The sequence below is a fragment of the Demequina sp. genome (assembly GCA_024707205.1).
GTDB lineage: Bacteria > Actinomycetota > Actinomycetes > Actinomycetales > Demequinaceae > Demequina.
The window spans coordinates 974605-989064 of sequence record JANQAD010000001.1 but is presented as its reverse complement, the minus strand read 5'-3'; the positions used below and the strand labels follow the sequence as shown (position 1 = coordinate 989064).

Sequence of the window (14460 nt, the reverse complement as noted above, 5' to 3'; positions counted from 1 at the left end):
AAGGACCAAGCGTCGTCACGCCGACTCGCGGCGGAACACCATGGTGCCCACGGCGCCGCCCACCGCAACGAGGCCCACGGTGATGAGGACCCCGTACACGGCCGGTGCGGAGAGCATCTCGCCGTTGAACATCGCGCGCACGCCGTCGATCACATGCTTGAGCGGGTTGATGTCGCTCAGGTGCTGGAGCCAGCCGGGAGCGAGAGTCATCGGCAGGAAGATGCCGCTCAGGAGCGCCACGGGCAGGATCACGCCGTTGAGGAGCGGCGCGAACGAGTCCTCGTTCTTGAGCCGCAGCGCCACGGCGTAGCTGAGCGAGGCGAAGCACGCGCCGAGCAGCGCGACCGTCGCGATCCCCGCGGCGAGCGCCCACGCCGGGGCGCGCAGCCCCATGAACAGCGCGGCGCCAACGAGCAGGCAGCCTTGCACCAGCAGCACGAGCACGTCCCGCATGACGCGCCCAACGAGCAGGCTCGATCGGCTCGCGGGGGTGACGCGCATGCGCTCGATCACGCCGGAGCGCCACTCGGCGATGAGGCCAAAGCCCACGAAGCTCGCGCCGAACATCCCGAGCTGAACCAAGAGGCCGGGCACGAACACGCGCCACGCATCGCCGCCGAAGCCTGGCTGCTCCGCCACCGCCTTGAGCAGCGGCCCAAAGAGGACCAGGTAGAGGATCGGCTGGATGAGCCCGAACACCACCCACACGGGCTGGCGAAGGCTGAGCCGCATGGCGCGGCTGAAGACGATCCAGGTGTCGTTGAGGAATCCCATGGTCAAGCCTCCTCGTCGCGAAGCGAGCGACCGGTGAGAGTGAGGAATACGTCGTCGAGCGTCGGGCGCCGCACCTCCACGCCAGCGACGGTGATGCCATGCTCGCCGAGCGCGGTGATGAGGCCGGGGATGGCCGCGCCACCGTCCGGCGCGATGAGGCGAATGGTCGCGAGGCCCGACGCTGTGGTCACCTCGAGCGCTGTGGTCACCTCTGCCGCACTGCCCGCCTTGGCCTCCACCACCTCGGCCGCGCGGGCGACGTCTGCACTCTGCACGGTCAACGTGATCTGGTCGCCGCCGACTCGCCGCTTGAGCTCATCAGGCGTTCCCTCGGCGACGATCTCGCCGTTGTCGATGATGAGGATCCGGTCGCACAGGGCGTCGGCCTCGTCCATGTAGTGGGTGGTGATGAGCACCGTGGTGTCGAGCTCATCGCGGACGCGACGGATGTGCGTCCAGAGGTTCGCGCGCGACTGCGGATCGAGCCCGGTAGACGGCTCATCGAGGAACACCACGTGCGGCTCGTGCACCAGTCCCATCGCGATATCCAGGCGCCGCCGCTGCCCGCCGGAGAGCGTGCCGCACTTGCGCTCCCAGAGCCCGTCGAGGTCGAGGCCCGCGAGCAGCTTCTGGCCGCGCTCGGTGGCGACCGCCTTGTCGATGCCGTACATGCGCGCGTGATCCACGAGCTCCTCGCCCGCGATGGCTGCAGGGTCGGTGGTGCCCATCTGGGCCACGTAGCCCAGGCGCCTGCGCACCTCGACGGGCTGAGTCGCGAGGTCCGCACCCGCGACTGTCGCGGTTCCCGCGGTGGGATTGAGAAGCGTTGTGAGCATGCGGATCGTAGTGGTCTTGCCGGCGCCGTTGGGGCCGAGGAACCCGACGATCTCGCCGGAGTTGACGACGAAGTCGATGCCCTTGACGGCGTGCACCTCGCGCGGGGCGTCTTTGCCGCGGGCACGCACAGAATAGGTGCGCGCCAGCCCCTTGGCCTCGATGACGGGAACGGACATGGCCCTCCTTTGGGACGGGGGCTAGTGTGCCCCAACCGTCTGACTTAAGGCTCGGTACCGGTAACGAGTGTGGGCTTGGCTCGCAGGCTCACCCAGGTGGTGATCGCGAGAACGACAAGGATGAACACGAGCGAGAACAGCGTCGGGATCTCCGGGACCCCGGGCCAGATCCCGTGCGCCCAGTGCAGCACCAGCTTGATGCCGATGAACCCCAGAATGACCGACAGCCCATAGCCCAGGTACACGAGCTTCGACAGCGCGCCCTCGAGCACAAAATAGAGAGCCCGCAGCCCGAGCAGGGCGAACGCATTGGTGACGAACACGAGGTACGGATCCGACGTGATGCCGTAAACGGCCGGGATCGAGTCGATCGCGAACACGATGTCCGTGCCGATGATCGTCGCCATCACGAGACCCAGGGGGTGAGGGCGCGCTTGCCGGCCTCGCGCCACAACACCTTGGTGCCGTGGTACTCGCTCGTGACGGGCCAGAATCTCCGGATCACGCGCACAACCATGAGCTGATTCACGTCCACGTGCGCGTCTTCCTCGGAGCGCGCATCGCGGTACACCTTGATGGCCGTGACGAGCAGAATTGCGCCAAATACCAGGAACGTCGCCGTGAACTGCTCGATGAGCTTGGCGCCAACCGCGATGAAGATGCCACGCAGGATGAGCGCGCCGATCACGCCGACAAGCAGCACGCGCTGCTGCAGTGCTCGCGGAACCGCGAAGGACCCGATGATCACGATGAACACGAACAGGTTGTCTACCGAGAGGCTCTTTTCCACGAGGTAGCCCGTGTAGTACTTCACGCCCGTGTCGCCGCCATGCTCGGCCCACACCCACACGCCAAACATCAGCGGCAGCGCGATGTAGAAGATCGACCACCCGATCGCCTCCTTCATGGAGACCTCGTGCGGCTTTCGCGTGATGATGAAGTCGACGGCGAGCAGCAGCACAACGCCGGCAAGGGTGATGGCCCACAGTTGCGGTGTGCCGATGGACGTTAACTCGGTCATGGGTCTCCTCAGATATCGAATCTGAGGTCTCCTTCACCCACCGGGTGGGCGCCCGTCCGGGAGGCGTTGACCTCGTGATGACCGGAGCGGAACTTGGGAAGTACTCCCCTCGCGGATGATCCTAGCCGCCCGACGCTGTGGCGGCTCAGGCGAGCAGGTTGCGGAAGGCGTGGGCCGCCTTTGCTGGCGCGTCGGGGTGGAGTGCCAAGAACAGGCTGGGCTCGGTGAGTTCGAGCTCGAGCACCACCGGTCCGCCGTCCGTGGGGAGCAGATCCACGCGCGCATACGCGAGGCCGGGAAGGTCCGCGAGGATGCGGCGCGCGAGTTCCAGCTCCTTCGCGGTTGCCTCGGTCGCCACGATCTTCTCGTCCGCGTAGAGCCCCGTGCTCCACGACATGTCGCGGGACAGGATTGCGGCCTTGCGGGCCGCATGCGAGTACTCGCCGCCGATGAAGATCAGCGCCGTCTCACCGTGCTCGTCGACTGCCGAGAGGTAGGGCTGCACCATGGCGGTGGCGCCGTCCGCGTGAAGGGCGGCCACGTGGGCAAGGGCGCCGGCTGGGTCGTCACGGAACAGCTTGGCGCCCTTGACCCGGCCCCAACGGTGGGCTTGACGACAACGTGGCCGGCCACAGCGTCGGGCGAAACGGGCTCTCCGGGTGCCGCGAACACCGTGGGGACCACGGGAATTCCCCGCGCCGCGAGGTCCGCGAGGTAGCGCTTGTCCGTATTCCATTCGACTATGTCCACGGGGTTTACCAGGCGCGTCACTTGAGAGGTGCGAGTGGCCCAGGCGAGGAACTCGTCGAGGTGCTCGGTGTAGTTCCACGTAGACCTCAGGATCGCAACCTCGTACCCCGCCCAGTTCACGTTGGGGTCATCCCAGTGGGCGAGCTCCGCCTCGGGAAGGAGCGGGAACAGCAGCTCCTCGTCGACGTCCATGACGTCGAGGTCGCGCGTGGAGACGATGGCAATGCGCGCTGACATGCGCCAACACTATCTGCGGAGATTCTTGGACTTCTCCCAGCAAGCTGCCAGGGTTCGCGTCATAGGCTCGACGCAGACGCCGCCCTGGGCAGCTTCCGCGAGACCGCTGTCCCCCCACAGCGCCCGCGGCACCGGGGCGGCGTCTCCGCGTCCGCGCTGGTATCGGCCCTATTCCTTGAGGTCCGGGACCACCACGGGCGCGGCCGTCCCGTACCCGCCACGATCGATGAACTCTGCGTGCTCGCGGTACATCGCCGCGTCGCGCTTCCGGTCGGCGTCGTCTTGCTGCTCGCACCACTCGACCATCGCCGCGAGCCGCGGCACCACGTACCCGAGCAGCTGCTCTCGTGAGTACGTCAGCGCCGCGTCTCCGCCGCCGTAGGCGGCGAGGAACCGGTCCAGGCGCGAGAGGCGACGCGAGAGCAGGGCCCTGCCAGCGTCGGGCGCCATTCCGGTCGCAGGGGTCAGCGGCACGTACCGGTACGCCGTGTACGCGAGATCCCACAAGCGCGGGCCGGGGTAGCAGAGGTCGAAGTCGATGGCGCCCACGAAGCGGCCGTTGTCGAACACGTGGTTGTAGGGCGCGAAGTCCACGTGGCAGATCACCTCATCGGGTCGCTTGCCTGGCCAGAACCACGTGTCCTTGGCGCTGCGCGGGAAGGTGACGGTGGCGTCGTGCCACTCGCGCAGCCGCCGGGCCACCTCCTCCACCACTACGCCGGGGAAGTCGTCGTGCGGATCGTCGTGCGAGACTCCGCCCGGGATGAAGCGCCATAGGTCGAATCCGCCCTTGATGCCGAGCGGTTCGGCGACCCACGTCACGCCCTGCGCGCGCACGTGCCTCACGAGCCGCTGGATTGTGGCGCTTTGCGGCTGGGTGGGCTTGCGGACCACGTCGCCGACGCGGGTGGCCCCGCCCATGTTGCCGCCGGGAAGTGACTCACCAAGGGTGCCCGACGCCATGGCCGGCTTGGTTCGCGTGGTCGTCCTCGCGATGAGTCCCGCGAGAGATGAGTGGCGCGGAGTCGCCGCCACGAGCGCGATCTCCGCGGCGACGACCGCAAGCTGAGCGAACACCCCCAGCACGACGAGCACCGTCCAGCGCACCACCGCACGAATGAGCACGGCCACGATCCCGGGCGCGTCCGCGGACTCCTCGCCTCGAGTGGGCGCCACGTTGACGATGACCTGGCCGGGCGTGGCGCGGTCGCGTCTCAGCAGCGGCAGGGCGATGGAGACGAGCACGGCCGCGACCGCCCCGAGCAGGAGCCCCGGCCCGTCGGCGTCGGCGACCAGCCTCCATGCCACCCCGAAGACCGCCCAGACGAACAGGATGAGGCCCCCGTCGATGCCCGCCGCGATGGCGCGTCGCGCGAGCGTTGGCCGGGCGAGATCGGGAACAGGCGCCGGGCGCGACCACGCGAAGCGCCGAGCCACCGCCACGGACAGCAGCACTCCCACCGCCGCCCCGAGCGTGTTGCAGATGAGGTCGTCGACGTCCAGGACGCGATAGGGGCACGGGTAGAGCCCGAACACGCCCGTGCCCTGCGTCACCTCGATGAGGACCGACGTGCCCAGACCGCACAGCACCACGGCCAGGGCGCGCCACCGCGTCACTTGATGCAGGAAGAAGCCGTAGGGGACGAAGAGCAGAACGTTGAGGGCCACCTGCAGGAAGGTGAAGCTGGTCAGCACCGCGGGGAACCCCACCGCCGCCCAGGCGTCCCCGATGAGCGAGATGGAGCCGAACCATTCGGTCTGCCAGTACGAGGACATGCTGGCGCCGGTGCACTGCAAGGTGCCCGGGTCCGGGAGGGGGAAGACCGTGAACGCGGCGAGTGCGACGGCGGAGCCCAGCAGCCCGATGCCCGCGAACATCGGCCACCCTCGGAGCGCGCCGTACCGTCGGGTTACCCGGCTCAGAATGGGGAGCATGGCGAGCGGCAGCAGCGCCACCGTGCCCATCACGGTGATGATGGTGTTGATTCGGTACGTTCCCACGCACGCCAGGCTATCGGCGGGGGACATGAGTACGGCGTCGGCGCCCCTGGGGGAGGGATAGGAGCGCCGACGCCGAAGTGAGCGGCTCAGGCGGTCAAGTCCCCGGATGCCCGCCTGAGCCACGCTTGTGGAAGTCGGCGTCTTTGCCGACCCTGTGTCCGGTAATGACGCTACGGGCTCGCCGGGGTGCTGCTGAGGGACCTTGGTCCCAGCCTGCGCAACTCGTCTTGGGGCGCCCGACTTGGGCCCCCGTGCAGGCTTCCGCTACGCCGTCGCGGTGAGCGCGCGGCGTTCGGGGCGGGTCGCTTGTCGCGGTGGCGCGAAGGCGGGCTCCCAGGAGCTCCCGGGCTCGCGGATTTCGACGCGGTCGTTGTAGACCCTCAGATCCCAGTGCTGTTCGTGGAGACGATGGTGGCATCCGGAGCACAGGCTCACCGCGTTGGTGAGGTTGGTTGGGCCGTTGTCGTCCCAGAACTGGATGTGGTGACCATGACAGAACGCTGGGGGCGCGGTGCATCTGACGCAGCCGCGGTCGCGTTCAGTGACGGCGATCTTCTGCCACTTGGTGAAGAGGCGCTTGGTGGCGCCGAGGTCAAGGGGAGCGAGCCGCCGCCCATCACCATGGGAAGCACCTGGGCGTCTACGGCCATGAGGCGTGCCGCGCTCGCGGTGAGCGGCTGCAAGATCCCGTCAACTGACGTCAGCCGGGTGCGGGCGTCCAGAGGCACCCCCGCCTCGTCGGCGAGTCCCACGAGGCGCAGGTCGTCAATGAGCGCGTCCTTGTCGATGCGCACCACGACCGTGGTCTTGGGCTTGCGCGGCACCCGGTCGCACCCGATCGCGTGCAGGGCGACGTCGGTCAGGGCGTCGGCACACAGGGCGCCCGCTTCGAGACGTTCCTGCTGAGGCAGCTTGCGTTGGCGGCGCAGCGCGGCAGTGGTCATCGAGTCCAGCAGGGTCTTGATGGGCGCCGCGGTGGCGACGTCGAGCAGGCCATAGATCTGCACGCGCCCGTCTGCCCGGTCGGTGATTGACACGAACCGTTCCTCGCGGTGGCGGGCCTCGCGTAGCGCCAGCCCCTCCGGATCCAGTTCGCCGAGCCGCCAGAAGCAGTGCGCCATGAGCTTGCGCAGTCCCACCCGCGGCGCGAGGTCGACGAACTCCCTCTCCACCTCCAGGGTGTCGATGGTGAAGTCCGCGAGGGTGGCGCTGATCACCTCGCCCTTCTGTGGGCTGATCGTCCCCGCGTCCAGCGCACGCGCCAGCAGCTCACCGGGAGCGAGCTCTCGCACCACCGGCACCACTCGCGCAGGTGGGGTGGGCGCCGGGCTATTGGGCTCTGGGGTGTTGGACTCCGGGGGAAGGTCATCCCACGACAGTTCCTGCGCGGACAGCCCAGGAGCCGCATTCGCCTCGGCGAGTTCAGCCTCACGTGCCTCGCGCGCAGCGAGCTCCGCCTCACGTTGGGCACGTTCCGCTGCGGCATCGGCCGCGAGCAGCGCGCGCCCCATCGTCACCAGCCGATTCGCCTCCCCGGGCGCCAACCCGGCCACCTTCGCAAGCAAGGAGGGACCGGAAGCCGCGCCATGGCGTCGGGCATAGCCACTGGCCCCGGGAGACTGCTCGCACACCACGTCCACGCGCGCCGCGAAGCGAGCGACCACGGCCTGCAGCGCGTGAATCGCGGCGGCGCCCGCTTCAACCGCGGCGAGCGCGTCGTCGGCGGGCATGCGCGCCACATCCGCGCCATCCCAGGCCGACACTGCGGCGAGATGGTCGCGGGCGGAGCGCGTCGACGAGGTCATGAATCAAGCACACCACAGGGGTCTGACATGGCGGCCGGGCCGGGCAAGAGGGTCATGAGAACACCCAACCAGAGGGGTCTGACATGGCCCCGCGCGTACATTCATCCCAACCGATCCGCCGCCGAACTCGTTCTATACGGCGATTCGAGGGGAGCGGCGCATGGCCGAGTGGGAAGCAGTCGCGAGGGAGCTCGTTGACGCGCGCTACGGGATTCTCGTTGGCTACGCGCGCCTCGTCGCCGGCGGCGCCACCGACGCCGAAGACCTGGTCCAGGACGCCCTCATCTCCACCTTTGGCCGTCGCCGCACCTTCGCCTCCGTTCCCGAGGCGGAGGCGTACGTTCGGCGGGCGATCGTCTCCCGCTTCATTGACAGTGCCCGACGCTCCTCCCGCACCAAGCGCGCACCCGTCACCGATACTCCGGTCGCCGGGCACGCGGAAAGCGTTGAGCGGTCCCTCGATCTGACGGCGGCCCTAGCGGTGCTCACCGCGCGCGAGCGCGCGTGCGTGGTGATGCGACACCTCGACGGTCTCTCGGTCGTGGAGACGGCCCATGCGCTCGGCATCGCGGAGGGCACCGTCAAGCGCTACGTCGCGGACGGACTCGCCAAGCTCAATGCCCGACTCGGCACCGATGAACGCATCGAGGACAGCGTCACGATTCAGGTCCACGAGGGAGGTGCGAAGTGAACTCGCTCGATGAGCTCTTCAGCGAGGCGCTTGACCGCGCGGCCGTGCCCGCAACCCAGGAACGAAGGGGAGCGGTCGCGGAGGTGACGGTGCACGGTGCCCGGCGCAAGCGTCGGGCCCGTGCAATTGGCCAGGCCGTGGGCACGCTCGCGGTCGCGGGCATCGCAATCACCGCGGCAGCCCTGTTGCTCGGCGGAAATGACGCACCCCCGGCAAGCCAGCCAAGCCCGTCGGCCATCCTCACGGCGCCCCCGGACGCCGCGAAGGCTCTCGACCCGCGCCTGGCGCCAGCCCCCGCGATGACGGGCGAGGACTGGAGCAACCTCTCCTTGACGTGGGACGCCGAACTCGTATCGTTCATCGGAGGCGGCAAGGACGGCTACGGCTCTGTGCTCGCGATCTACCTGACGCCGCCGGGCGGGTCGCGCTTGCTCGCCTACTCGAACTCCACCACGTTCATCCAGGCGCCGACGCTGCTTGGGTTCGACGCCCAGAGCCGCTCGGCGATCGTGGGCGGACTGTCACCCTCTGGCGGTGTGAGCGCGCTCAATCTCCTCACCGGCGCCGTGACGGACATGCCCCTCGATCTCGCGGACCCAGTGAGCGGTGTGGCGCCGCTGGGCAAGCTCTCCAACGGCGACAGCCTCTTCTTGGCGATCACGGTGGACTCGAACAGCGACTACACGGACCACGTCTTCCGGACCTTCAACAACACTGCTGTGCCGGTGACGGCGGGACGGTTTGACGTGAGCCCGGTGTGGGGCGATCGCCTCGTCGTCACCACCGATGAGGCCTTCACCTTCCTCGATGCGGATGGCACGCCCCCAGCCGACATCCCCGCGCCTCCGGATTGTGCCGTCGACTTCTGGAACACGGACGGCACCTTTGTGGCGATGTGCGGGTTCTCTACGGGGAACATCAGCGAGTACCTGCAGGCGGATCCTGAATCCGGCACATCCACGGTGCTGTGGGACAACCAGGACGGCGGTAAAGCCTCCGGACCGTCCGATGCGATTGGGGAGATCCGCGCGATCGATCAGGTGCGCGCCTGGAGCGGCGTGGGGTTGGGGGTGACGCCTGGGTTCCCGATGCAGCCGCCCGTCCTCTACGAGAACGGCAAGCAGGTCGCCGACCTCGCGGAAGGCTTCTCCGAGGCGCCCAAGTCCTACGGAATCATCTTCGGGTTCCAGCACCCTTTGGGTGGCTGACCTAGCCCTCGGTCGTGACCGGAATCGGCTGGTCGGAGTAGGTGTCCGCGAGTTCGCGGTCACCGAGCGGATCCTCCAGCACAACCTGCGTGGACTTCTCGCACTCGCCGCCCGTCGCCTCGCCGGGACGGTACGCCAACAAATAGACGTGCACCTTCGTGGGGCTCTCCTTGACCGTCGCGCTGGCCTCGGCGTTGCACGCGTTGTACTCCAGGGTGAGGGTCCTGCCGTCCTGCGAGACGGCTGCGCCGGTGATCGGAACGACGACCTCGCCGTCGCAACCGGCCGGCACCATCAACGCGGCGAGCGTCGCCGCAACCTTCCACACGGCTCCGCGCATCACTAGCCCCCTTCTCTGCTCGCAACCTAGCGGCACAAGTGATCTTGGGCACAGAGGACTGTCCGGACTTTTCGCCCACAAGCGTGCCCAAGTAGATTCGGTCCATGACCGCCATCGACGCTGCCGAGGTGGTCGTCACCTCCCCTGGACGCAACTTCGTCACCCTCAAGATCACTACGGCCGACGGGGTGGTCGGGTTGGGTGACGCGACGCTCAACGGGCGAGAGCTCGCCGTTGCGGTGTACCTCGCCGATCACGTGATCCCGCTGCTGATCGGCCGCGATGCGATGAACATCGAGGACACGTGGCAGTACCTGTATCGCGGCGCCTATTGGCGCCGCGGGCCCGTCACCATGGCGGCGATCGCCGCCGTGGACATGGCGCTGTGGGACATAAAGGCTCGCTACGCGGAGCTGCCGCTGTACCAGCTCCTCGGCGGCCAATCACGTCGCGGAGCACTCGCCTATGGCCACGCCTCCGGCCGTGACACGGAGGAGCTCTTCGACTCCATCCGCGAGCACCTCGAGCTCGACTACAAGGCCATCCGCGTGCAGACCGGCATCCCCGGCCTCGACTCGGTCTACGGCGTGGCCTCGTCGCCAACTGGAGCCGGGGAGAGGTACGACTACGAGCCGGCGCGCAGGGGAGCGTCGGGCCGTGCCCTGCCCGTGGAGGAGAGCTGGGACACCCGCGCGTACCTTCGCCACGTGCCAACCGTCTTCGAGGCGGTGCGAAACGAGTTCGGAGCCGAACTCCCGCTGCTGCACGACGGCCACCACCGCATGACCCCGCGCGAGGCCGCCGCGTTGGGCAAGAGCCTCGAGCCCTACGACCTGTTCTGGCTCGAGGATTGCACCCCTGCGGAGGACCAGGACGCCCTCCGCTTCGTGCGCGAGCACACCACAACGCCCCTGGCAATCGGCGAGGTCTTCAACACCGTCTTCGACTTCCAGACCCTCATCACCGAGCGCCTCATCGACTACGTGCGCGCGGCCGTGACCCACGCGGGCGGCATCACGCACCTCAAGAAGATCGCCGATTTCGCGTCCATCTACGGCATCAAGACCGGCTTCCACGGCCCCACGGACGTCAGCCCGGTTGGGCAGGCCGCGCACTTGCACCTCGACCTGGCGCTGCACAACTTCGGCATCCAGGAGTACATGCACCACTCGGATCAGACGCTCGAGGTGTTCCGCACCTCGCTCACCTTCGAGGACGGACTGCTGCACCCGGGCGAGCAGGTGGGGCTGGGCGTCACCCTTGACCTCGACGAGGCCCGCAAGCACGCCTATGAGCCCGCCTACCTCCCCGTCAACCGCCTCCTGGACGGCACCGTCCACGACTGGTGATGCACTGACCCCAACCGATCGCCGCCGCCCGCAGTTCTAGTCTTCAACAAGGGAGGCACTGGGTGGGGCACTGGCAGGCGGTTGCGGAGGAGCTGCTCCGAACGCGCTACGGCGCGCTCGTGGCGCACGCCGCCTTCGTCTCCGGCTCTCGCGAGGGCGCCGAGGACCTCGTGCACGACGCATTCGTCGCGACCTTCTCCCGTGTGCGGCCGTTCCCCAACGCGACTGCCGCTGAGGGATACGTTCGCCGCGCGATCGTCACCAAGTACCTCGACCGCACCAAGGCGCAGGCTCGGCAGCGGCAGGCGGCGCTGCGCGCGGCGGCCCAGCCCACTGAGATGCCCGACGCCGCGGTCGGGTTGGGCGGCGACGTCACCGATGTCCTGGCGGGGCTCTCCCCGCGGGAGCGCGCGTGCGTGACCCTCCGCTACATCGACCAGCTGTCCACGGCCGAGACCGCGCACGCGCTTGGCATCGCGGAGGGCTCGGTGAAGCGGTACCTCGCGGATGCATCGCGCAAGATCGCGGACCTGGTTGCCACGGAAGGAGGCGTGCTGTGACCGACGTCGAAGACCTGGTGCGGGAGCGCTACCTGGAGGTGCTTGGAGTCACCCGTCCCGCGGCTGACTCGGATACCGTCGCGACCCTCATGAGTGCCGCTCGCGGCCGCAGGAGGGAGCGCATGGCCATCGGCGGCTGCGCCACGGCCGTCGGCGCTCTCGCGCTCGCGATCGTCGTCCACGCGCTGATCGCAAGTCCCCAACTGCCAACGGGGGGTCCCACCCCGGCGCCCTCCGCTAGCGGCTCACCGGCGCCCTCCACTGCCGATGAAGTCACGTACGTGACATCACTGCCTGGCATTGGGACCGTGATCCCGGACAACCTCGGTGGCCAGACACCGTCGGGCCTCCCCGGCGCTCCCGATTTCTACCGCACGTCCCAAGCGATCGTGGACTACGCCGGCCCGGGTTGGGGCTACACGGTGTTCGGACCCATCGCGTGCACCGCGACGATTCCGCACCCGGTAGCCGTGCTCGTTGATCCGTGGGGCGAGGCATTCCGCGCGGACGACTTCCCCGACGATGTGTGTACGGCAATGCCTGTCGCAGCGAGCGGTCGACTCCTCCTCGTCGACACGGGATCGACCGATCAGGACACCCCCTGTACCTGGTCAACTTCGCCACGGGAGCAGTGAATTACCTCGACGCGGGAGCCTCGCCTTACGCGGCGGAGCAGGTGGCGATCTCGAGAGGAACCATGATCGTCGCGTTGCGCTCCGTTGCCGATGGCACAGACTCTTCGGTGGCGATCTCCATCGACGCCGATGGGCGGCAGCAGCGGGTTGACCTTGGTGTGGACCCGCGCGACCTCTATTGGGGCGAGTCTGGCGGCTACATGCTGTTCATGCCCGCTGCGCAGGACGGTCGGGATCCCGAAGACATCGACTGGAGAGTCATCGCGCCCGGCGCGCTCTCGGCAGAGCCCCTCCAGGTTCAGGTCTCCGCCGGCGTCCACCCCGCGGGCTGTAACGCGCAGACGTTGAGCGGCCCCGATGGCGTCACGTTCCTTTGTGACAACGGCACATTCGCGCTGCATAGTGATGGCGAACTCGTGGCGACGGAGCCCCTCACCGACCACCTCGTGCGCCTCGCGCCGAGTTACGAGCAGCGCGCTGTAGGTGACGTTGGCGCGCTCAACGCCCACGTGGGCTATCCGCTGGACTCCGGGACGGTCATGGCGCTCGATCCCACTTACCTGGACCCGCTCTCGCACGGTCCTTGGCAGCGTGAGTCCGAGGTCACCGCGATCGGAACCCGGATCAATGATCGGGTTGGGGGCATCGAGGTGAGTGTTGTCCAGCCAGACGGGGAGCTCTACTACGGCATGGTTGTGGCCCTGGTAGGCGACTCGGGGACGATGGTTGTCTTGCCGAGCAGCTTCCACGGCGAGGCAAGCACCGCTGGCGAATGGCTCTGGTGGTCCGGCGACTGATCAGACGAGCGGCGGCACCGGCGGGTTCTCCACCAGCAGGGCCGACGCTGGGTCGCGCGGGGTCTCCGCGTCGCCGTCCCCCTCGCCTTCACGGTCGGTTCCGCGCTTGAGCAGCGGCACGGTCGCCACGGCGAGCACGAACACCAGCACCGCCGACGCCGCCGCGACCGCGAGGCCGTAGCGCGCGCCCTCGTTCTGGATGAGCCAGCCCGCGGCCCACGCGCCAAAGGCCACGCCGATGCCGATGCCGATGCGCACCCACGCCATGCCCTCGGTGATCTGGTCGCTCTTGACCACGCGCTGGACCACTGAGTCGATGTTGGTCATCGTGGGCGCGATCGTCGCGCCCGCGAAGAAGCCGATCACCGAGAAGATCAGCAGGTTGGGGGCGAAGCCGAGCGCCACGAACCCGACTCCGACGAGGCCAGCGAAGATGACGGTCCGCTTCCACAGCGGGATCCGCCAGTGGTGCGAGCCGTAGTAGAGGCCACCGAGCAGAGAACCGACGGACAGCACCGCGAGGATCACGCCGGAAAGCGACTTGAGCCCGTGCTCGTCCGCGAAGGCGACGGCGGAGATGTCGAAGGCGCCGAACATCAGCCCCAGCGCGGTGGCGATGAGAGCCACCGCGATGACGGCCGCGGGCAGCCTCAGGCCAAGGCTCGACCCCCCGGTCTCGGCGCGCTTCGGCGGCTGGGTCGCCGTCTGCGGCAGCAGCAGCGACATGCCGACGATCAGCGCGAGCGTGCACACGATGAGTCCCAGCGGCGGCCACACCACCGTCGCGAGGATCGTCGCGAGCGCAGGCCCGCCGATGAACAGCACCTCGTCGAGCGCTCCCTCGAGGGCGAACGCCGTGTGAATCTCGTCGTTCCGAAGGATGTGCGACCACCGCGCGCGCGTGAGCGAGCCAACCGGCCCGCTGATCGACGAGACCGCGACGCCCACCCACAGGAGCCACTCCGGCCCGTTCGTCATCGCGGTCCACATGACGAGCACCGCGCCAACCACGAAGAGCACGGAGAGCGGGATCATCGCGCGACGCTGCCCAATGCGGTCAACGAGCCTCGCGGTCGGCACGGTCTGGATCGCCCACACGAACGTGCCGATCGCCGCGACGCGCCCCGCCATCGAGTAGCTGTCGTACTGAATCTGCACCATGAGGATCACGGAGATGTTGAACATCGACATCGGCAAACGGGACAGCAGCCCCGCCGACGCGAACTGCATAGCGCCGGGCTTGCGGAGAATCACGCGATAGGTGTCGAGCACCCGGGTA

The 14460-nt window shown here is 68.3% G+C and carries 14 protein-coding genes and 1 pseudogene; 6 read left to right on the top strand and 9 right to left on the bottom strand.

Going from position 1 to position 14460, the window contains the following annotated elements:
• Positions 1-15: 15 nt before the first annotated feature.
• The 7 genes and pseudogenes from NVV57_05110 to NVV57_05080 all read right to left on the bottom strand — a co-directional run bounded on the left by NVV57_05110 (position 16) and on the right by NVV57_05080 (position 7601).
• On the bottom strand, positions 16-774 hold the full coding sequence (locus tag NVV57_05110; protein ID MCR6712096.1) for an ABC transporter permease: 759 nt from the start codon (positions 772-774) through the stop codon (positions 16-18).
• Positions 775-776: 2 nt separating this feature from the next.
• A complete protein-coding gene (locus NVV57_05105) occupies positions 777-1787 on the bottom strand; it encodes an ATP-binding cassette domain-containing protein (protein MCR6712095.1) in 1011 nt (336 codons plus the stop codon).
• Positions 1788-1831: 44 nt separating this feature from the next.
• Positions 1832-2808: pseudogene (locus NVV57_05100) on the bottom strand (TerC/Alx family metal homeostasis membrane protein).
• Between the two features lie 145 nt (positions 2809-2953).
• Complete coding sequence (locus NVV57_05095; protein MCR6712094.1) at positions 2954-3316, bottom strand: hypothetical protein; 363 nt, start codon at positions 3314-3316, stop codon at positions 2954-2956.
• Positions 3265-3795 carry a hypothetical protein gene (locus tag NVV57_05090; protein ID MCR6712093.1) on the bottom strand — a complete coding sequence of 177 codons (531 nt, stop codon included), beginning with the start codon at positions 3793-3795 and terminating at the stop codon, positions 3265-3267. The genes NVV57_05095 and NVV57_05090 overlap by 52 nt, the downstream gene beginning before the upstream one ends.
• Positions 3796-3963: 168 nt before the next feature.
• Positions 3964-5796, bottom strand: coding sequence for a VanZ family protein (locus NVV57_05085; protein ID MCR6712092.1), 1833 nt, complete (start codon positions 5794-5796; stop codon positions 3964-3966).
• A 431-nt stretch (positions 5797-6227) separates the two neighbouring features.
• Complete coding sequence (locus NVV57_05080) at positions 6228-7601, bottom strand: hypothetical protein (protein MCR6712091.1); 1374 nt, start codon at positions 7599-7601, stop codon at positions 6228-6230.
• A gap of 160 nt (positions 7602-7761) precedes the next feature.
• On the opposite strand from NVV57_05080, the gene NVV57_05075 reads away from it, so the two are divergent.
• A complete protein-coding gene (locus NVV57_05075) occupies positions 7762-8292 on the top strand; it encodes a sigma-70 family RNA polymerase sigma factor (protein MCR6712090.1) in 531 nt (176 codons plus the stop codon).
• Positions 8289-9500, top strand: a complete 1212-nt coding sequence (locus tag NVV57_05070; protein ID MCR6712089.1) for a hypothetical protein — start codon at positions 8289-8291, stop codon at positions 9498-9500. Before NVV57_05075 ends, NVV57_05070 begins: the two co-directional genes overlap by 4 nt.
• 1 nt (position 9501) lies before the next feature.
• Here the strand turns inward: NVV57_05070 and NVV57_05065 are convergent, their stop codons facing one another.
• On the bottom strand, positions 9502-9840 hold the full coding sequence (locus tag NVV57_05065) for a hypothetical protein (protein MCR6712088.1): 339 nt from the start codon (positions 9838-9840) through the stop codon (positions 9502-9504).
• A gap of 104 nt (positions 9841-9944) precedes the next feature.
• Here NVV57_05065 and NVV57_05060 point away from each other — a divergent pair, with 104 nt between their 5' ends.
• From NVV57_05060 to NVV57_05045, 4 genes are all read left to right on the top strand, one after another.
• Positions 9945-11189 carry a D-galactonate dehydratase family protein gene (locus tag NVV57_05060; protein ID MCR6712087.1) on the top strand — a complete coding sequence of 415 codons (1245 nt, stop codon included), beginning with the start codon at positions 9945-9947 and terminating at the stop codon, positions 11187-11189.
• Between the two features lie 62 nt (positions 11190-11251).
• The gene (locus NVV57_05055; protein MCR6712086.1) at positions 11252-11749 is read left to right on the top strand and encodes a sigma-70 family RNA polymerase sigma factor; all 498 of its coding nucleotides are present in this window, start codon (positions 11252-11254) and stop codon (positions 11747-11749) included.
• Positions 11746-12384 (top strand): hypothetical protein, encoded by a 639-nt coding sequence (locus tag NVV57_05050; GenBank protein ID MCR6712085.1) that lies wholly within the window; start codon positions 11746-11748, stop codon positions 12382-12384. The genes NVV57_05055 and NVV57_05050 overlap by 4 nt, the downstream gene beginning before the upstream one ends.
• Positions 12381-13181, top strand: a complete 801-nt coding sequence (locus NVV57_05045) for a hypothetical protein (protein ID MCR6712084.1) — start codon at positions 12381-12383, stop codon at positions 13179-13181. The genes NVV57_05050 and NVV57_05045 overlap by 4 nt, the downstream gene beginning before the upstream one ends.
• Here NVV57_05045 and NVV57_05040 read toward each other — a convergent pair whose 3' ends face one another.
• Positions 13182-14453, bottom strand: coding sequence for an MFS transporter (locus tag NVV57_05040; protein MCR6712083.1), 1272 nt, complete (start codon positions 14451-14453; stop codon positions 13182-13184).
• Positions 14454-14460: the final 7 nt, after the last annotated feature.